The 19,725-nt window shown below is 57.6% G+C and carries 17 protein-coding genes and 1 tRNA gene; 10 read left to right on the forward strand and 8 right to left on the reverse strand.

What is annotated here, in order from left to right; translation table 11 throughout:
- Window positions 1-121: 121 nt before the first annotated feature.
- Window positions 122-601, reverse strand: coding sequence for an FxsA family protein (locus ACE1BR_RS03635; RefSeq protein ID WP_374867716.1), 480 nt, complete (start codon window positions 599-601; stop codon window positions 122-124).
- A gap of 442 nt (window positions 602-1,043) precedes the next feature.
- Here ACE1BR_RS03635 and aspA point away from each other — a divergent pair, with 442 nt between their 5' ends.
- Window positions 1,044-2,486, forward strand: coding sequence for an aspartate ammonia-lyase (gene aspA / locus ACE1BR_RS03640; RefSeq protein ID WP_374867717.1), 1,443 nt, complete (start codon window positions 1,044-1,046; stop codon window positions 2,484-2,486).
- Between the two features lie 127 nt (window positions 2,487-2,613).
- Window positions 2,614-3,933 carry an anaerobic C4-dicarboxylate transporter gene (locus ACE1BR_RS03645; protein ID WP_374867719.1) on the forward strand — a complete coding sequence of 440 codons (1,320 nt, stop codon included), beginning with the start codon at window positions 2,614-2,616 and terminating at the stop codon, window positions 3,931-3,933.
- A 544-nt stretch (window positions 3,934-4,477) separates the two neighbouring features.
- Here ACE1BR_RS03645 and tsaD read toward each other — a convergent pair.
- Window positions 4,478-5,491, reverse strand: a complete 1,014-nt coding sequence (gene tsaD / locus ACE1BR_RS03650; RefSeq protein ID WP_108572294.1) for a tRNA (adenosine(37)-N6)-threonylcarbamoyltransferase complex transferase subunit TsaD — start codon at window positions 5,489-5,491, stop codon at window positions 4,478-4,480.
- A gap of 179 nt (window positions 5,492-5,670) precedes the next feature.
- Here tsaD and rpsU point away from each other — a divergent pair, with 179 nt between their 5' ends.
- The 5 genes from rpsU (at window position 5,671) to ACE1BR_RS03675 (ending at window position 10,564) form a co-directional block, all read left to right on the forward strand.
- Window positions 5,671-5,886, forward strand: a complete 216-nt coding sequence (rpsU, locus tag ACE1BR_RS03655; protein ID WP_005309452.1) for a 30S ribosomal protein S21 — start codon at window positions 5,671-5,673, stop codon at window positions 5,884-5,886.
- A 15-nt stretch (window positions 5,887-5,901) separates the two neighbouring features.
- Window positions 5,902-6,345, forward strand: coding sequence for a GatB/YqeY domain-containing protein (locus ACE1BR_RS03660; RefSeq protein ID WP_005349081.1), 444 nt, complete (start codon window positions 5,902-5,904; stop codon window positions 6,343-6,345).
- A gap of 88 nt (window positions 6,346-6,433) precedes the next feature.
- Window positions 6,434-8,221: a DNA primase gene (dnaG, locus tag ACE1BR_RS03665; RefSeq protein WP_317103397.1), complete on the forward strand. Its 1,788-nt coding sequence runs from the start codon at window positions 6,434-6,436 to the stop codon at window positions 8,219-8,221.
- A gap of 183 nt (window positions 8,222-8,404) precedes the next feature.
- Window positions 8,405-10,300: an RNA polymerase sigma factor RpoD gene (gene rpoD, locus ACE1BR_RS03670; protein ID WP_263718854.1), complete on the forward strand. Its 1,896-nt coding sequence runs from the start codon at window positions 8,405-8,407 to the stop codon at window positions 10,298-10,300.
- A 187-nt stretch (window positions 10,301-10,487) separates the two neighbouring features.
- Window positions 10,488-10,564, forward strand: a tRNA-Ile gene (locus tag ACE1BR_RS03675).
- A gap of 150 nt (window positions 10,565-10,714) precedes the next feature.
- Here the strand turns inward: ACE1BR_RS03675 and ACE1BR_RS03680 are convergent.
- The 4 genes from ACE1BR_RS03680 to purH all read right to left on the reverse strand — a co-directional run bounded on the left by ACE1BR_RS03680 (window position 10,715) and on the right by purH (window position 14,905).
- Window positions 10,715-11,269, reverse strand: coding sequence for a cytochrome b/b6 domain-containing protein (locus ACE1BR_RS03680; protein ID WP_374867721.1), 555 nt, complete (start codon window positions 11,267-11,269; stop codon window positions 10,715-10,717).
- Window positions 11,250-11,624, reverse strand: a complete 375-nt coding sequence (locus ACE1BR_RS03685; protein ID WP_101317984.1) for a cytochrome b562 — start codon at window positions 11,622-11,624, stop codon at window positions 11,250-11,252. Before ACE1BR_RS03685 ends, ACE1BR_RS03680 begins: the two co-directional genes overlap by 20 nt.
- A gap of 276 nt (window positions 11,625-11,900) precedes the next feature.
- A complete protein-coding gene (gene purD, locus ACE1BR_RS03690; protein ID WP_374867723.1) occupies window positions 11,901-13,187 on the reverse strand; it encodes a phosphoribosylamine--glycine ligase in 1,287 nt (428 codons plus the stop codon).
- 110 nt (window positions 13,188-13,297) lie between these two features.
- Window positions 13,298-14,905, reverse strand: coding sequence for a bifunctional phosphoribosylaminoimidazolecarboxamide formyltransferase/IMP cyclohydrolase (gene purH / locus ACE1BR_RS03695; RefSeq protein WP_374867725.1), 1,608 nt, complete (start codon window positions 14,903-14,905; stop codon window positions 13,298-13,300).
- A gap of 419 nt (window positions 14,906-15,324) precedes the next feature.
- On the opposite strand from purH, the gene zntR reads away from it, so the two are divergent.
- Complete coding sequence (gene zntR / locus ACE1BR_RS03700) at window positions 15,325-15,780, forward strand: Zn(2+)-responsive transcriptional regulator (protein WP_374814810.1); 456 nt, start codon at window positions 15,325-15,327, stop codon at window positions 15,778-15,780.
- Between the two features lie 200 nt (window positions 15,781-15,980).
- A complete protein-coding gene (locus ACE1BR_RS03705; protein ID WP_374867727.1) occupies window positions 15,981-16,220 on the forward strand; it encodes an alternative ribosome-rescue factor A in 240 nt (79 codons plus the stop codon).
- Between the two features lie 171 nt (window positions 16,221-16,391).
- Here ACE1BR_RS03705 and hemW read toward each other — a convergent pair whose 3' ends face one another.
- Both hemW and rdgB read right to left on the reverse strand, forming a co-directional pair.
- Window positions 16,392-17,537 (reverse strand): radical SAM family heme chaperone HemW, encoded by a 1,146-nt coding sequence (gene hemW / locus ACE1BR_RS03710; RefSeq protein ID WP_374867729.1) that lies wholly within the window; start codon window positions 17,535-17,537, stop codon window positions 16,392-16,394.
- A gap of 90 nt (window positions 17,538-17,627) precedes the next feature.
- Window positions 17,628-18,224, reverse strand: a complete 597-nt coding sequence (gene rdgB / locus ACE1BR_RS03715; protein ID WP_374814804.1) for an RdgB/HAM1 family non-canonical purine NTP pyrophosphatase — start codon at window positions 18,222-18,224, stop codon at window positions 17,628-17,630.
- Between the two features lie 235 nt (window positions 18,225-18,459).
- Here rdgB and ACE1BR_RS03720 point away from each other — a divergent pair, with 235 nt between their 5' ends.
- Window positions 18,460-19,623, forward strand: coding sequence for a multidrug effflux MFS transporter (locus tag ACE1BR_RS03720; RefSeq protein ID WP_374867731.1), 1,164 nt, complete (start codon window positions 18,460-18,462; stop codon window positions 19,621-19,623).
- Window positions 19,624-19,725: the final 102 nt, after the last annotated feature.

Consider the following 19,725-nt stretch of genomic DNA (forward strand, 5'->3'; position numbering starts at 1 on the left):
CTGCTGGCCAATCTGGCGGCGGGCACCCTCGCATGGTGGTATGCCCGACACCGTTTCGAGGCACTGTGCCATCAGGGCAAACCCTGATCGGTCACTCGCCTCTGGTTATTCGTCTCGTCGATTACTCTTTGCGCTCAAACTCACCTTCGATCGTAGTGCCACCCTGCTTGGGTTGTCCCAGATGATCGTCAGATGAAGATGGGCCAAACGGCGATTGTGCTCCTTGATGAAAGCCACCCATCTGCATCCGGAACTGGTTGCTGCCGATCAGCTTGTCGGCCAGCTTGTTGCGCAGCCAGGGCTGCAGCAGCAGGATCCCGAAGAAGTCGGTCACAAAACCCGGGATGATCAGCAAAAGGCCAGCCAGCGCCAGCATCATGCCGCCCATTACTTCACGGCCCGGCATCTCGCCCTGTTGCATCTTTTGCTGGGCGCTAAACAGGGTCTTGAGGCCCTCACTGCGCACCAGAGAAGAGCCCAGAATGGCGGTCAGTATGAGCAAGCCGACGGTCGGCAGCGCTCCAATCACTGACCCGACCTCGATCATCACGGTGAGCTCCAACACAACCAGCCCAACCAACAACAGAAACAGCTTGCCCATATTTGCTCCAACACCAATAAATTGAGAAAAAGCAGCGCCAGCTACACAGCTGCCGATGAACAGTTTTCATCCGAATCATCGCCACTTTCTACCCCGATTAAATGGGGGCATAGTGCCCTATTTCAAGTACTCCAACTGACACCTGCATCAGCGGTTTCCCAAAAAATCGGCAAATTAACGCTAATTTTTATAAAAATCATAGTGATAAACCATGTGCAACATATGTGTACATTCATCAAAGGAATTTGAAAATGTCTCAAATTTAGTGATCCACCTCTAATAACCGATACCTCAATTGGAGTAGTATATTGATTAGTTTTTCGGGAGGTCATTCTCCCAACCGCCCCACTCGATGCGTGGTGCTTCAGGATGAGCTGTGCGCAAGGAACTCGCGACCACTCGGTGAGGATTTTTCCATTTATCTGATTTCTGAGGCATTACAATGAGCGACATCAAGAACGTCCGCATTGAAGAAGACCTGCTGGGCACTAAAGAAGTTTCCAATGATCTCTACTACGGTGTACACACCCTGCGTGCCGTAGAGAACTTCAAAATCAGCTCTCAGAAGATTTCTGACGTTCCGGAATTCGTCCGCGGCATGGTGCTGACCAAAAAAGCTGCTGCGCTGGCTAACGGCGAACTGGGGACCATCCGTCCTGAAATTGCTGACAAGATCGTGGAAGCCTGTGACCTGATGCTGAACACCGGCAAATGCTTCGACCAGTTCCCGGTCGACGTTTACCAGGGTGGTGCCGGTACCTCCGTTAACATGAACACCAACGAAGTGCTGGCTAACATCGCACTGGAGATCATGGGTCTGGAAAAAGGCAGCTACGACGTCATCAACCCGAACGACCACGTCAACAAGTGCCAGTCCACCAACGATGCCTACCCTACCGGTTTCCGCGTAGCGGTAGTTAACAGCACAGATGTCACCCTGCATGCGCTGGAGCACCTGATCGCCGCATTCGATGCCAAAGCATCTGAATTCAAAAACATCCTGAAGATGGGTCGTACCCAACTGCAAGATGCGGTACCGATGACCCTGGGTCAGGAGTTCCACGCCTTCGCCGTCACCCTGCGTGAAGAGATCAAATCCATCAAGCGTTGCCAAGACCTGCTGCTGGAAGTGAACCTGGGCGCAACCGCTATCGGTACCGGCCTGAACACCCCGCCCGAGTACTCCGAGCTGGCCATCAAGCGTCTGGCCGAGATCACCGGTCGTGCCTATGTACCGGCAGAAGATCTGATCGAAGCGACCTCCGACTGTGGTGCCTACGTCATGCTGCACGGCGCCATCAAGCGTCTGGCCATGAAAATGTCCAAGATCTGTAACGACCTGCGTCTGCTCTCCTCCGGTCCGCGCACTGCACTGAAAGAGATCAACCTGCCGGAAATGCAGGCTGGTTCCTCCATCATGCCGGCCAAGGTCAACCCGGTTATCCCGGAAGTAGTCAACCAGTCCTGCTTCAAGGTATTCGGTAACGACATCACCATCACCTTCGCCGCCGAAGCCGGTCAGCTGCAGCTGAACGTCATGGAGCCGGTCATTGGTCAGGCGATGTTCGAATCCCTGAGCCTGATGGAAAAAGCTTGTATCTCCCTGCGCGAGAAGTGCGTGGAAGGTATCACTGCCAACCCGGAAATCTGCATGAACCACGTGCTGAACTCCATCGGTATCGTGACCTACCTGAACCCCTTCATCGGTCACCACGAAGGTGACATCGTCGGCAAAATCTGTGCCCAGACCGGCAAGAATGTCCGCGAAGTCGTGCTGGAGCGCGGTCTGCTGAGCGCCGAGCAACTGGACGAAATTCTCTCCATCGAGAACCTGATGAACCCGCAATACAAGGCCAAGCGTTTCACCCGCGAAGCCACCGTATAAGCGAGTATGGGCCGGGATCTTCCCGGCCCATTAAAGTCAGTTCCCGATTGGTCTTTATCCCCAGCCCGATCGGGAATTGGCTTTTTGCCAAATAAAAACCAAAAAACTAAAAAATGGAGTTATCGCTATGATTGGAATCGAGTTACTTGTCGTGCTCGCCGCTATCTATCTGGGGGCCCGGATAGGCAGCATCGGCATCGGCTTTGCCGGTGGTCTGGGGGTTCTGGTCCTGACCTGGGGCCTCGGGGTGCAGATCCCGAGCGACCAGCTGGTCAGCTACATCCCCTGGGATGTAATCATGATCATTGCGTCCGTCATTTGCGCCATCGCCTGTATGCAACTGGCTGGCGGGATGGACTATCTGGTTTCCCTGGCAGAGAAAGCCCTGCGCAAGAACCCCAAATACATCACCTTCGCCGCCCCGGTCGTCACCTACCTGATGACCATGCTGGCCGGTACCGGTCACACCGCCTTCTCCACCCTGCCGGTTATCGCAGAAGTGGCCAAAGAGCAGGGGATCCGCCCGTCCCGTCCGCTCTCCATCGCGGTAGTTGCCTCCCAGATCGCCATCACAGCCTCCCCGATCTCGGCCGCTGTGGTTGCCTTCTCCGGCATGCTGGAGCCGTTTGGTGTTGACTACCTGACCCTGCTGGCCATCTGCATCCCCTCCACCTTCCTGGCCTGTATCCTGGGCGCCTTCATCGCCAACATGATGGGCAAGCCGCTGGATCAGGACGAAGTCTATCTGGAGCGTAAAGCCAAGGGCCTGATCAAGCTGCGCGGTACCAGCCAGCTGGAAATCAAGCCGTACGCCAAGCTGTCCGTCTGGATCTTCATCGCAGCCATCGTGGCCGTGATGGCCTATGCCACCGCGATCTCCGGTAAAGTTGGCCTCATCACCAACCCGCCGATCCCCCGCGATGGCGCCATCATGGGCATCATGCTGGCCGCGGCCACCATCATGACTCTGGTGTGCAAACTGGACGCCACTCAAGTGACCAACATGCCGACCTTCAAGTCCGGTATGTCCGCTTGTATCTGCGTACTGGGTGTGGCCTGGCTGGGTAACGTCTTCGTGAAAGGCAACATGGACACCATCCAGCTGATCGCTGGCGACCTGCTGAACCAGTACTCCTGGCTGCTGGCCGTGGTGCTCTTCTTCGCCGCCATGCTGCTCTACTCACAGGGTGCAACCACCAAGGCTCTGATGCCTGCTGCTCTGGCTCTGGGTGTCAGCCCGCTGACCGCCATCGCCTCTTTCGCGGCCGTGAGCGCCCTGTTCGTACTGCCAACCTACCCGACCCTGCTGGCTGCGGTAGAGATGGACGACACCGGCTCAACCCGCATCGGCAAAGCCGTGTTCAACCACCCCTTCTTTATCCCTGGCACCGCGACTATCGCCTTCGCCGTAGCTCTGGGCTTCTTCTTCGGCGGCATCATGCTCTAATCGCATCGCCTGCCGATAGCCAAACAAAAATCCCCGCCAGTTGGCGGGGATTTTTTTCGCCTCGCGCTGACGCTGGCTGCTGATAGCAAAACCGTCGCGCCGGATCCCGCATCAACCCCTATCAAACGCACCAGATGGCCGTGCATGGCTTCGCCCCTCACCGTCACCACCTTCTCCTCACCTCTTTATCAGGCGCTTGCTGGCAGCCCCCTGGTGGATGCAGGCATCGATCAGGATCGGACGATGACTAGCTGACGGTGATAAAGGACAAAAACAGAGCCACAGGCAGGAGTTGGCAAAGACATAAGGAAAAATGAGGTCAATTAGCCAAAATGCATAAATTTAATTTATAGCGCGGCATAGATGCCAAAAGTGGGCTTGAAAGGATGACCGCAGACGCCGCGGAGAGCTCTTCCGATCCACAAGGGCAATCAGGCAAGCAGTGGCGCAGCAACAAAAATGCCCCGGACAGGCTCCCGTCTTCACAGAGAGCATGCCCGGGGCATTTCACATCACTGGCCCGGTAGGGGCAGGATCCTCAGGATCAGACCGGATCCAGGGTATCCAGCGGCCAGCGAGGTACCGCCTTGACCGCCAGCGGCTCAAACACACCGGCTTTCAGGCGCTGCATACCGGCATAGGCAATCATCGCGCCGTTATCGGTGCAATATTCGGTGCGCGGATAGAACACCTCACCCTTGAGACTCTCCATCAGCTCGGCCAGCTGGGCGCGCAGGTGACGGTTGGCACTGACGCCGCCAGCCACCACCAGACGCTTGAGGCCGGTCTCTTTCAAGGCGCGGCGACACTTGATGGCCAGGGTATCGACCACCGCATCTTCAAACGCCCGGGCAATATCGGCACGGGTCTGCTCATCATCGCCATTCGCGGCAATGGTGTTGGCGGCAAAGGTCTTGAGACCGGAGAAGCTCATGTCGAGCCCCGGTCGATCGGTCATAGGACGGGGGAAGTGGAAGCGTCCGGTGGTGCCCTTCTCGGCCAGACGGGAGAGCAGCGGGCCGCCCGGATAGTCTAGCCCCATCAGCTTGGCGGTCTTGTCGAACGCTTCGCCGGCGGCATCGTCGATGGATTCGCCCAGCAGCTGATAGCTACCGATGCCATCAACTCGTACCAGCATGGAGTGGCCGCCGGAAACCAGCAGCGCCACGAAGGGGAACTCGGGGGCCTTCTCCTCCAGCATGGGGGCCAGCAGGTGGCCTTCCATGTGGTGAACGGCGATAGCCGGTTTGTTCCACGCCATCGCCAGCGAGCGGCCGATGGTGGCCCCCACCAGAATGGCGCCGACCAGACCCGGCCCTGCGGTATACGCGATGCCATCGATGTCATCTTTGCCCAGTCCCGCCTCTTGCAATGCGGCCTGGATCAACGGGATCGTCTTGCGAACATGATCCCGGCTGGCGAGCTCGGGGACGACGCCACCGTAGTCCGCATGCAGCTTGACCTGGCTGTATAACTGATGGGAAAGGATCCCTTTTTGATCGTCGAAGATCGCGATCCCGGTTTCGTCACAGGATGTCTCTATGCCCAATACACGCATTGCTAAAAAATTTCACTGCTAAAATGAGACGGCTATGGTAACCTTCGCGGGTTTTTTAAACCAGAGCGATCTCTGCGGGTTTACTTTCATTCCCTGTCCAGAGTATAATTTCGCACCATTTTAAGACATGCTGATCGATTGAAGGTCAGCTAACAATTTATCACTGAGGTGAAAGGCACATGCCAGTAATCAAAGTCCGTGAAAATGAGCCGTTTGACGTTGCTCTGCGTCGTTTCAAGCGTTCTTGCGAAAAAGCCGGTATCCTGTCCGAAGTTCGTAGCCGTGAGTTCTACGAGAAGCCGACTACCATTCGTAAGCGCGCCAAAGCGTCTGCTGTTAAGCGTCACGCCAAGAAGCTGTCTCGCGAAAACGCACGTCGTATCCGCCTGTACTAATCGGGAGATATTGCCGTGTCTCTGAAGGATCAACTCAAGGATCAACAAAAACTCGCCATGCTTGCCAAAGATAAGGCACGTCTGGGAGCGATCCGCCTGTTGATGGCAGAAATCAAGCAACGTGAAGTCGATACCCGTATCGAGCTGAATGATGAGGATATCCTCGCTGTCGTGACCAAAATGGTCAAACAGCGCCGCGATTCCATCAGCCAATTTGAAGCTGCCGGTCGCCAGGATCTCGCCGACAAAGAGTCCGCCGAGATCGTTGTGTTGCAGGAGTTCCTGCCGCAACAGCTGACCGCAGATGAAATTGCCGCTCTGATCGAGCAAGCCATCACTGAAAGTGGTGCTGCCGTCATGGCTGATATGGGCAAGGTCATGGCTGTCTTGAAGCCGAAAATTCAGGGGCGTGCCGATGTCGGCGCCGTCAGTGCTCAGGTGAAAACCCGCTTGGCGTAACAGGCAACTCTCTTGTTTGGTCGAAGAAGCCGTGCTTCCCTTGGATGCGCGGCTTTTTTATTTTCTATCGCAATGAAACAGGACGGTTATGGCAGGCAGGATCCCCCAATCCTTTATCGACGATCTGCTCGTACGCACAGACATAGTCGAGCTGATCGACTCGCGAGTGCGGCTGAAAAAAGCCGGTAAGAACTACCAGGCTTGCTGCCCTTTTCATAACGAAAAAAGCCCCTCTTTTACCGTCAGCCAGGAGAAGCAGTTCTACCACTGTTTCGGCTGTGGCGCCCACGGCAACGCCATCGGCTTTGTCATGGAGTACGATGGCCTCGAATTTCCCGATGCCATCGAAGAGCTCGCCAGCATGCAGGGCATGCAGGTGCCTCGCGAGCAGAGCATTGGCGGCTCGGCCAGTTCCCAACCCGCCGTCAGCAAGGATCTGTTCGAGCTGATGAACCAGATCGCCCGCTTCTACGAAAGCAATCTCAAGAGTGCTCCCCATGCGGTGGAGTACCTCAAGGGACGCGGTCTGACCGGCGAAGTGGTCAAGCGCTTCAATATCGGTTATGCCCCCAGCGATTGGGATCAGGTGCGCCGCCGCTTCGGCGCCAGCCGGGATCACGAGCAGCTTCTTATCTCGGGTGGCATGCTGATCACTCGTGAAAATGGTGGGGGCAGCTACGATCGTTTCCGCGATCGCATCATGTTCCCGATCCGCGACAAGCGTGGCCGGGTCATCGGCTTCGGTGGCCGGGTATTGGGTGATGGCACCCCCAAGTACCTGAACTCACCGGAGACACCCATCTTCCATAAAGGGCGAGAGCTGTTCGGCCTCTACGAAGTGAAGCAGGCACACAAGGATCCGCGCCGGATCCTTGTTGTGGAAGGCTACATGGATGTGGTGGCACTCGGTCAGTACGACATCGACTATGCGGTGGCGGCGCTGGGTACTGCAACAACCAGCGACCATATCCACACCCTGTTTCGCACCACCGCCGAGGTGGTCTGCTGCTACGACGGCGACAACGCCGGTCGTGAAGCCGCCTGGCGGGCGCTGGATAATGCCCTCTCCCATCTGCAGGATGGTCGTGAGCTGAAGTTCGTGTTCCTGCCCGATGGCGAGGATCCCGACTCGCTGGTACGCCAGATCGGCAAGGAAGGCTTCGAGGCCCTGCTTGATGAAGCCCAACCGTTCGCCGACTTCATGTTCGAGCGTCTTGGTCGCGATGCAGCGCTCTCCGGTGAAGCGGGCAAGTTTGAGGTGGCCAACAAGGCCGCTGAACTTATTCGCCGCGTACCGGAAGGGTTTACCCGTGAAGGGTTGATCACCCGCCTCTCCAGCATGATGCGCTGGGGTGAGAACAAGCAACGTATTGCCGAACTGTTTGCCCGCAACAGTCAGCCCAAGGCTGAGGTCAACAAGCCCAAGGCTGCCAAGCTGACACCGCTACGCCGGGCACTGGCACTGATGGTGCAATATCCGGCGGTGACGGCTGAACTGCCCCCCATGCCGGAATTGGCCGGACTGCGCGTACAGGGCATCAAGTTCCTGTTGCAACTGCACCAGCAGATTCTGGCACAGCCCGGTATCACCACTGGTATCCTGCTGGAACACTGGCGTGGTACCAAGGAGGGAGAGATCCTCGCCCAGCTGGCGATGCACGATCTCTTTGAAGAGGTCAGGCTCGACCAGGAACCCGATATTCTGGGAGAATTGCAGGACACCTTCGTCGGCTTCATCAATCAATTTCTGAAACAGCGGATCGAAGAATTGCAGGCCAAAGTGGCTCAGGAAGGACTAAGCTCCGAAGAAACCCAAGAGCTGATGATGCTGATAAGAGAGGTGCAAATTGAGAAAAGAAATGAGAGTGGGGCTTGATATTTGAGTGATTAGTCCCAATATGGAGAGCGTTGCCCGAATCGACGGGATGAAAAGCAAAAACTTTATAACCGCCTGGCCCCGACAATACTGCGGGCAGGGGTTTCTCATGACCGACGCCGCAACCAGACATAGCATGTCTGGCGGTTTTCTATTAGAATTGGCTATTTGCGCAGCAGTGCACTGTACGCGCAACCTAGCAACACCAACCGGATGAGTTCTATGGAGCAAACCCCGCAGTCTCAGCTTAAACTCCTCGTTGCCAAAGGTAAAGAACAGGGCTACCTGACCTATGCCGAGGTGAACGATCACCTCCCGCAAGACATTGTCGATTCAGACCAGATCGAAGACATCATCCAGATGATCAACGATATGGGCATTCAAGTGGTTGAAAACGCTCCGGATGCCGATGACCTTATCATGGCTGAAGGTGGTACCGCCGATGAGGACGCTGCCGAAGCAGCGGCCCAGGCACTGGCATCTGTTGAATCTGAGATTGGTCGTACGACCGATCCCGTCCGCATGTACATGCGGGAAATGGGTACCGTCGAACTGCTGACCCGTGAAGGCGAAATCGACATCGCCAAGCGGATCGAAGACGGTATCAACCAGGTACAAAGCTCCGTAGCCGAGTACCCTGAAGCAATTACTTACCTGCTCGAACAGTACGACAAGTACGAAGCCGAGCAGCTGCGTCTCTCTGACATCATCTCTGGCTTTATTGACCCGAACGAAACCGAAGACATGGCCCCTACCGCCACGCACATCGGTTCCGAACTCGGCGAAGACGATCTGGCCGACGAAGATGAAGAAGACGAAGAAGACGAAGATGAAGATGGCGACAGCTCTGACGACGACGGTGATGGTGGTCCGGATCCGGAAGTCGCTCGCGAGAAGTTTGGCGAACTGCGTGCCCAGTATGAAGTGACCCGCCTCTCCATTCAGAAGAATGGTCGCGCGCACGAAGATACCCAGGCAGCCATCGCCCAGCTGGCCGATGTATTCCGTCAATTCCGCCTGATGCCCAAGCAGTTCGATCGCCTGGTCAACAACATGCGCGAGATGATGGAGCGCGTCCGCGTGCAGGAACGTATCATCATGAAGCTCTGCGTTGAGCAGGCCAAGATGCCGAAGAAAACCTTCGTCGCGGCCTTCACCAACAACGAGTGTGAAACTGCCTGGTTTGAATATCAGAAGCAAGCTGGCAAAGCCTGGTCTCCCCGTCTGGTTGAAATGGACGAGGATATTCAGCGCGCCATCGGCAAGCTGCAGCAGATTGAAGAAGAGACCGGTCTGTCGATTGCCCAGATCAAGGATATCAACCGTCGCATGAGCATCGGTGAGGCCAAAGCCCGCCGTGCGAAGAAAGAGATGGTTGAGGCAAACTTGCGTCTGGTTATCTCTATCGCCAAGAAATACACCAACCGTGGCCTGCAGTTCCTGGATCTGATCCAGGAGGGCAACATCGGTCTGATGAAGGCGGTAGACAAGTTTGAATACCGTCGTGGCTACAAGTTCTCGACCTATGCAACCTGGTGGATCCGTCAGGCCATTACCCGCTCCATCGCGGATCAGGCCCGTACCATCCGTATCCCGGTACACATGATCGAGACCATCAACAAGCTCAACCGAATCTCCCGTCAGATGCTGCAGGAGATGGGTCGTGAACCGAACCCGGAAGAGCTGGCCATGCGCATGGGCATGCCGGAAGACAAGATCCGCAAGGTACTGAAAATCGCCAAAGAGCCTATCTCCATGGAGACGCCCATCGGTGATGATGAAGATTCCCACTTGGGCGACTTTATCGAAGATACCACCCTGGCTCTGCCAGCGGATGCCGCGACCAGCGAAAGCCTGCGCAACGCCACCCGCGAAGTGCTGGCTGGCCTGACCGCCCGCGAAGCCAAGGTACTGCGGATGCGTTTCGGTATCGACATGAACACTGACCACACCCTCGAGGAAGTGGGCAAGCAGTTCGACGTAACCCGTGAGCGTATTCGTCAGATCGAAGCCAAGGCACTGCGTAAACTGCGCCATCCGAGCCGCTCGGAAGTGCTGCGCAGCTTCCTGGACGAATAGTCCTGACACTGTGTCACAGCGCTCTGCCAAAGCCCCGCCATGCGGGGCTTTGTTTTATCTGCAATCAGCATGGATTGCCTATTCGTCATCCTCTGACCAGCTGGACAATTAGTCGCCAAGTGGTTGATCTACCTATAGACTGCCCTTTCCTCTTCCCCTATAATCCACGCCGCTAAACGCACAATTTGGCCCCTTAGCTCAGTTGGTCAGAGCAGTCGACTCATAATCGATTGGTCGTGGGTTCAAGTCCCCCAGGGGCCACCAAATTGAAAAAAGCCGCTCATCATGAGCGGCTTTTTTGCATCCGGCGTTTGCACTTCACACCAGGTCAACAGAGAAGATCCGACACTGGCGGGCCTGGACAGGTTCCGGCTCAGGCACCTCGAGCGAGGACAAGGAGCCTAATGCTGAGCCTCATGTCCGCTCGTCGTGACGCTGGCTTGAGGCTTGGCTAGGTATTGCGGGCAACATCCGGCTCACCAGACTGCTGCGCTGGCGCCACGAGGTGAACACTATGGCCAGCAGATGCAGTGCAATCATGCCCTGCAGTGCCCAGGTGCACCAGACGTGCCAATCATCAGCACCCAGATCAAACCCCATCTCGGTATTTTGAAACCAACCCGTACCGGCTGTCGCCAGCACCAGCAACCAGAGCGCCCATACCGCCAGCTTGCCGCTGCCGTGATGGCCAGGCGTCGGCGGCAACCGCTCGCGCATCTCGTGCATCTGCTGACGAAAATCCTCGCCTCTGGGGATGAGTGAGCCAAGGCGGGCGTGACCACGGGCAAAGGTGAGCCCCCAGAGCAAACGCAAGGAGACCAGCGCGATGGCGCTATAACCGAGCCATTCGTGCCACTCTTCCCCAGCCTCGTTAATCCAGAGGTTGCTAATACATACTGCAGCCAACCCCCAGTGAGTCAGGCGAACCAGCGCGTCCCAGCGAAAAGGATCACCCTTTCTGCTTGGCATATTTGTGGTACTCCTTCTTCAGGTCATTGACCTTGGCCAGGTGTTCACGTGCCTTGGCTTCATCCCCAGCCTTGAGTGCCGCCAGACTGGCGTCCAGCTCGGTCTGTACTTCATTCATCCCTTCGAGGAACTTCTCTTTCTTGGCCGTCGGCATGTTTTTCTGCTTGGCGACATCAAGCTGTGCTTTCATCTCGTTGATGTACTTCTCCATGGTCGCGGCATCATCAGCTTTGACAGCCTGCTTGTAGTTGAAGCCAATCTTCTTCATCGGCTGCTCCAGATCACCGGCCATAGCTGGCAGGGTCATCAAGCCAAACATCAGAGGCAGCAGCAGGGGGCGAACGGTTTTCAACATGGGATTTCCTTATATAACGACATGCTCAAATGATTAGAGTTACTTATGAATCCACACCGGAGTTCATCATCAGCATAATGCCATGACTCATGGTGAAGCGTTTGTGAAAAACGCTGTTTTTTGTACCCAATAATGACAAAAATGTCGATCTTGTTTGCAAGTGGTAATCAGGTGAGTGATGACCCGGCACAGCTGTAAGGCTTCCACCCCGCGCCCTGGACATAAAAAACCCCGCCGCTGGCGGGGTCTGAGTCAGTGGCTAAACGCCAATTCCTATTACTCCTGCTCGCGAGCAATGGCGCGCCAGCCGATGTCATTGCGATAGAAGACACCATCCCACTGGATACGGGCAGCCAGCTGATAGGCGCGCTGCTGCGCTTCGGCCACGGTGTGGCCCAGCGCGGTAGCACACAACACCCGGCCACCGGCAGTAACCACGGTATCGCCCTCAAGGCGGGTACCCGCGTGGAATACCTTCTCGCCGCTCGCCTCTTCCACCGGCAGACCGCTGATGGCCTTGCCCTGCTGGTAGTCGCCGGGATAGCCGCCAGCTGCCAGTACCACGCCAATAGCCACGCGGGGATCGTAATTCGCTTCCACCTGATCCAGCTTGCCGGCACAGGCGGCCAGACAGAGTTCCACCAGATCGGAACGCATCCGCAGCATGATGGGCTGGGTCTCGGGATCGCCGAAACGGCAGTTGAATTCGATCACCTTGGGATTGCCCTGACCGTCGATCATCAGGCCTGCGTAGAGGAAACCGGTGTAGACGTTGCCCTCGGCCGCCATGCCGCGCACGGTCGGCATGATCACCTGCTCCATCACCTTGCGGTGCACGGCATCGGTCACCACAGGTGCCGGCGAATAGGCGCCCATACCGCCGGTATTGAGGCCGGTATCGCCATCCCCGACCCGCTTGTGATCCTGACTGGTCGCCATCGGCAACACATGCTCGCCATCGACCATGACGATGAAGCTCGCCTCTTCCCCTTCCAGAAACTCCTCGATCACCACCCGGGCACCGGCGTCGCCAAAAACATTGCCGGAGAGCATGTCGCGCACGGCCTCTTCGGCCTCGGTCAGGGTCATCGCCACAATCACCCCCTTCCCCGCAGCCAGACCATCAGCCTTGATAACGATGGGAGCCCCCTTCTCGCGCAGATAGGCCAGCGCAGGCTCCACTTCGGTGAAGTTCTGGTACTCGGCGGTAGGAATGGCGTGACGGGCCAAGAAATCCTTGGCAAAGGCCTTGGAGCCCTCCAGCTGGGCGGAAGCTGCGGTCGGACCGAAGATAGCCAGCCCCTCGGCACGGAAGGCATCGACCACCCCTTTCACCAGAGGAGCTTCCGGGCCGACGATAGTCAGACCGATGCGCTGCTCCTTGGCAAACGCCAGCAGAGCCGGGATATCGGTGGCTGCGATGGCCACGTTCTCGATGCTCCCTTCGTGCGCGGTGCCGGCATTGCCGGGGGCAACGAAGACCCGGGTCACCAGAGGGGATTGCTTGGCCTTCCAGGCCAGGGCGTGTTCACGGCCACCATTGCCAATGATCAGTACTTTCATCGTATCGCTCGCTTCTATGTGGGGTCACAGGCTTCCGCAACAGGGAAGCCGGTCGCAATAGTCAGTTGAAAAGAGACAACAAAAGGGCCGCTTGCGGCGGCCCTGATCCATCAGTGACGGAAGTGGCGCATGTTGGTGAAGACCATGCACATGCCGTGCTCGTTGGCGGCGTCGATCACCTCCTGATCGCGCATCGAACCACCCGGTTGGATAACGCAGGAGATACCGGCAGCGGCGGCCGCATCGATGCCGTCGCGGAACGGGAAGAAGGCATCAGAGGCCATAACGGAGCCCGCCACGGTCAACCCTTCATCAGCCGCCTTGATACCGGCGATTTTAGCGGAGTAGACGCGGCTCATCTGGCCGGCGCCAACGCCGATGGTCTGGCCATCTTTGGCGTAGACGATGGCGTTGGATTTGACGAACTTGGCCACTTTCCAGCAGAACAGCAGATCTTGCAGCTCGGCCTCGGTCGGCTGACGCTTGCTGACCACGGTCAGGTCACCCAGCGTCACCATGCCGAGATCCCGCTCCTGTACCAGCAGGCCGCCGTTGACGCGCTTGAGGTCAAACCCTTGCGCCGGAGCAGTCCACTGACCGCATTCAAGCAGACGCACGTTCTGCTTGGCAGCGACCGCATCGCGGGCCTCTGCGCTGACACTCGGGGCGATGATCACTTCGACAAACTGGCGGGCAACGATGGCTGCCGCAGTGGCGCCGTCCAGCTCACGGTTGAAGGCGATGATACCGCCAAAGGCAGAGGTGGGATCAGTCTGGTAAGCGCGATCGTAGGCGCTCAGCAGGTCGTCACCAATGGCCACGCCGCAGGGGTTGGCATGCTTGACGATGACGCAGGCCGGCTCGTCGAACTCCTTCACGCACTCCAGCGCCGCGTCGGTGTCAGCGATGTTGTTGTAGGAGAGCGCCTTGCCCTGCAGCTGAACCGCGCTGGAGACGGAACCCGGCGTGGCATGCTCCTCGGCATAGAAAGCGGCAGCCTGATGACTGTTCTCGCCGTAGCGCATGTCCTGCTTCTTGATGAACTGGCTGTTGAAGGTGCGCGGGAAGCGGGACTCCTCGTCACCCTCCTTGTTGTCACCGTAAGAGGGCACCCCATAACTAGGAACAAGGGTGCCGAAGTAGTTGGCGATCATGCCGTCGTAGGCAGCGGTGTGCTCGAAGGCGGCGATGGCCAGATCGAAACGGGTTGCCAGTTTCAGGCTGTTGCCGTTGGCATCCATTTCGCGAATAACCCGATCATAGTCGGCAGCTTTGACGACGATGACGACATCTTTATGGTTTTTTGCGGCAGAGCGCACCATGGTCGGGCCGCCGATGTCGATATTCTCGACCGCATCAGCCAGAGTGCAGCCCGCTTTGGCCACGGTAGCTGCGAAGGGGTAGAGGTTGACGACAACCATGTCGATGGGGGAGATAGCGTGCTGGGCCATGATGGCGTCATCCTGATCCCGACGGCCGAGAATACCGCCATGAACCTTGGGATGCAGGGTCTTGACCCGGCCATCCATCATTTCAGGGAAACCCGTGTAGTCGGAGACCTCGGTCACTGGCAGACCCGCCTCGCCAAGCAGCTTGGCGGTACCGCCCGTGGAGAGCAGGGCGACGCCGCGTTCGTTGAGAGCCTTGGCAAATTCCAGAATGCCGGTTTTGTCAGACACACTCAGCAGTGCACGGCGAATGGGTCGAGCTTGTTCCATCACACTATCGTCCTCAACATAACGGGGACCATTCCATGGGAGGCGAGGCTCAACACAGAGAGTCCCCAAATAAATGGAAGTGGGGGGATTTCGCAAACCACTCTCGCCAAAAGCCTGACAACGACAAAAGTACTTTAAGAAATGCCCGCTTGGTGCGGCGCTCTCTTATGGGCGCGTATTCTACACAAAAAATGTGACGGGTGGTGGATTTTTTAAATAGACAAACCCTTGCGTGGCGCGGCGTTAAACGTTTTCCAATCGACCTTGGCAAAACGTTTGCACTTTCAGTGTTTTATGGGGAAAAAGGCTGAAAGGCGATGTTTATTTGCACCTTTTATGCCCTTGACTGGCAATCCATTGGCAAAGGGGCGATAGTGGATTCCGGTTTTTGTTGCGGCACACATCCAAGGGGAGAGAGCATGTATCGGATCGGTGAACTGGCCAAAGCGTGTGGAGTCAAGGCAGATACCCTGCGTTTTTACGAGAAGAACGGGCTCATCTCACCAGGGATCCGCAACGAATCCGGCTACCGCCTCTACAGCGAACAGGACAAGCGGCGGCTGGAGTTCATCATCCGTGCCAAGTCGGTGGGCTTCTCGCTGGCCGACATCGGCGAGCTGCTCGACCTCGATACCAATAAGGCCAAGGTGACCTGTCAGGAGGTGAAAGCGGTAGCCGATACCAAGCTTGAGCAGGTGGAGCAGAAGATCGTCGAGCTAACCCGCTTTCGCAATAATCTGCGCGAGCTCTCCAACATCTGCTGCGGCGGGCCGAGCTCGGCGGAGCACTGCGCCATCCTCGAAACGCTGGAATCTGGCACCCCGGCCCATCACGAGCATCACAACCACGATGCGCATGACCACGTTCACGGCTGACACTATGTGCCTGACTGAACATGCCTGACTCGACGCGCCAGACTCATTGCTCCAGCGGCGATTTGGTGACAAAATCGCCGCGTTTTTAACCGGTGCCAGTGCATCAGATTGCCGGACGCTCACTGAACAGCGAGACGGCAGCAAAAACCACCACCGTGAAACCAGAGTCAGCACACCAAGAGAAAACAAGAGGAGCCATCATGGCCAGAATTCGGGTCGAACAACCCGCCCTCCCCCGTGAGGAGAATGCGCAAGGGGGCAACTATGCCCATCAGCGCGGCGAGATAAAGGATAACCATCTGCACGCCCTGCTCTCCGATCCCCTGTTTCGCAGCCGGGTCGAGCGCAATAAGAAGGGCAAGGGCAGTTATCAGCGCAAGGCCAAGCACGGCAAGCGGTGGGAGCCCGGCCAACAGCAGATGATCAGCGTCTGCTGCTGAGCGGGTTTCTACCGACCATAAACAATCAGGGCGCCATTGGCGCCCTGATTGTTATCTCGAAACACTGTTCACCAAAACGGGCTCACGACCTGTCGCGAGAAGCTGTCCGCAAGGTGAAGAGCAGTGCATGAACCTTGATCACGGCTTCGCAGCAAGATCGTGAGCCAGTTTTCACTCATCCATAAAGAGTTCGAGCAATACGTTCAGATAGCGATGGCCGAGGGAGGTGAGCTGCCAGCTCTCCCCCAAATCCTCGATCAGCTCCTTGCTCTGGGCAATGGTCAGTACCGTCTCAACCCGCTCCAACGGCAAGCCGGTATAGGCCTCGAACTCTGCCTTGGGGGCCGGTTCGAACAGGCGGAAGCGGTTCATAAAGTACTCGAGCGGCAGATCATCTGCCGTCACCTGCCACTGCTCGTCCAGATAGGGGCGACCTGGATCCAGATACCCTTTCGGATGCTTCACCTTGGCTGTGCGCAGGATCTGTTGGTTCGCGAGATCAGTCACCTTGCCATGGGCGCCACAGCCAATCCCCAGATAGTCGCCAAAGCGCCAGTAGTTGAGGTTGTGGCGGCACTGATAACCCTCTTTGGCATAGGCAGAGATCTCATACTGGCGATAACCGCTGGCGGTCAGCATGGCGTGGCCCTGCTCGTAGATATCCCACAGGGTGTCATCTTCCGGCAGCCGAGGCGGCTTGGAAGCAAACGCCGTGTTCGGCTCTATGGTGAGCTGATACCAGGAGAGGTGCGGCGGTGCACAGTCGATAGCCTGCTGCAGGTCATAAAGTGCATCGTCCAGACTCTGATCCGGCAGACCGTGCATCAGATCCAGATTGAAAGTGGGCAACTTGATAGCGTGGGCCAGTGCGGCGGCCTTGCGCGCCTCTTCCGGACCGTGAATACGGCCGAGGCGGGTCAGCTTCTCCTGCTGGAAGCTCTGCACCCCGATGGAGATGCGGTTGATGCCTGCCCGCTGGAAACCGGCAAACTTGTCCGCCTCTACCGTGCCCGGGTTGGCCTCCATGGTGATCTCGCAATTTGCAGTGAGCGGAATGCGGGCCCGAACTCCATCCAGCAAGGCCTGCATCGCCTCCACCGTCAACAGGCTGGGGGTGCCGCCGCCGATAAAGATCGAGGAGAGCGGCCGCCCCTGTGCCCACTTCAGATCCTGCTCCAGATCCTCCAGCAGCGCCGCCACATATTCGAGGTGAGGCAGCTCCCCCTTCTGGGCATGGGAGTTGAAATCGCAGTAGGGGCACTTCTGAACGCACCAGGGCACGTGGATATAGAGGGAGAGAGGCGGCAGTTGCAGCATGGGGCTTCCAATAAAACGGGGGCTCAAGGCCCCCATTGTAGATGACTGTGTGTAATTAACCGTGTGTAATCGACGAGGTGGCGAAGTAACTCAGTGCGCCGCAGCCAGCGCCGCTTTCAACTTCGCCAGCGCCTGACCGCGATGGCTGAGCTGGTTTTTCAGCTCGGCTGGCATCTGGGCGGCGGTGCAGTCGTGATCTGGTACGAAGAACACGGGATCATAGCCAAAACCGTGCTGACCACGCTGCTCATCGATGATCATCCCTTCCCAGCTTGCCTGACAGATGATGGGGGTGGGATCGTCGGCGTGACGCATATAGACCAGCACACACCAGAAGCGGGCGCTCTTCAGGTACTCAGGGGCGCCTTGCAGCTCATCCATCAGTTTGGCGATATTATCTTTGTCGCTGGCACCGTTACCGGCAAAACGGGCGGAGTAGACACCGGGGCGGCCGTGCAGCAGATCCACTTCCAGACCGGAGTCATCGGCAACGGCGGGCAGACCGGTGATGCGGGCGGCATGGCGGGCCTTGATGATGGCATTCTCGACGAAGGTGGTGCCAGTTTCGTCAGCATCGGAGACTGCAAACTCGCTCTGCGGGATCACCTGGATCTTCATGTCGGCCAGCATGGCGGCCAACTCCTTCACCTTTTTCTGGTTACCTGTTGCCAGGACAAGCTTGTTCATCGAGCACCTCCGCAAAAATAATCTGCGCATTCTATGCGGCGCAAGCGTTTAGTAAAAGCGTCAATTACACCCGCAGATGTGACATCAAGAGCAGGCTAAGCGCCCGAGATAGGCTACTTTTCAATACATGTTTCCATAGAGGAATAACCAAAGTGATTAAATACCATTTCAATTCATTACAGTGAGCCAGTAGACTCGCGCCCCAATCGATTTTCCCCATACCACGAGGTGACAGATGCCATTGATACTTTTGCTCGTACTACTGGTGCTGTTCAGTCCGCTGGCCATCGACATCTACCTGCCCGCCATTCCGCAGATGGCCGAGCAGCTGGGTGCCAAAGTGACCCTGATGCAGGGCACCATCACCTGGTTCCTGTTCAGCATGGGGCTGGGACAACTGCTGGTGGGACCGCTGGCCGATCGCTACGGTCGCAAGCCCATCGCCCTGGGTGGCGTGCTGTTATACGGTCTGAGTGCGCTGGCGGCCGGTTTCGCCGCCAGTCTCGGCGAACTGATGGTTGCCCGGGTACTGCAGGGTTTCGGCGCCTGCGCCACCTCGGTCGCCGCCTTCTCGGTGGTGCGTGACAGCTATGGCCCGAAAAAGAGCGGCCAGATGATCTCCTATCTGAATGGCGCCATCTGCTTTATTCCGGCACTGGCTCCCCTGCTCGGTGGCTGGCTCACCGCCAAGGCAGGCTGGTCTGCCAACTTCTGGTTTATGGCGGGCTATGCGGTCATCGTCGGCAGCTGGTTGATGTGGCGGATGCCGGAGACCCGCCCGGAAGAGACCCGCAGCGAAGGCGCCCTCATCAGCTGGTCGCGCTACAGCCCGGTGCTGCGCTCCCCCAGCTTCCTGTTCAATGCCGCACTCTGCATGCTGGCGATGGCAGTGATCCTCGCCTATGTCACCGCAGCACCGGTGCAGTTGATGGTGAAGCTGGGACTGGATATGAGCGGCTTTAGCTACTGGTTTACCGCCAATGCGGCGCTCAATATCCTGGCCTGCTTCATGGCTCCGCGCCTGATTGCCAAGATGGGGCCAAGACGCACCCTGCGCATCGGCCTGCTGGTGCTGCTGCTCTCTGCCGTCGCCCTGACCCTGGCGATGCACATCGCACATCCGCTGGCGATGATGGGGCCGGTGTTCCTCTCCAGTATCGGCTTTGCCATGATCCTGGGCTCAGCCGCCGGAATGGCACTGGCTCCGTTTGGTCACTGCGCCGGTACCGCCGCGGCCCTGCTCGGCCTGTTCCAGATGAGCGGCTCCGGCGCCCTGGTTGGCCTGACCGGCATCCTGATGCACGACCCGCTCAGCCAGCTGGCGCTACATATGTGGCTGCTGCTGCCGCCCCTGGTGATGCTGATGACACGCCGCGGACGCCGCTTGTGTTTGCAATAAATCCTGTGCTCTGATGGGCACGCTCAGGGGGCCACGGCCCCCTTCGTTTTTTATCGCCTTTACAGCGCATGACCATCTGCAGCCCGGCTGCAATGGCAACCT

The organism is Aeromonas sp. MdU4 (assembly GCF_041929505.1).
In the GTDB taxonomy this organism is placed as follows: Bacteria; Pseudomonadota; Gammaproteobacteria; order Enterobacterales; family Aeromonadaceae; genus Aeromonas.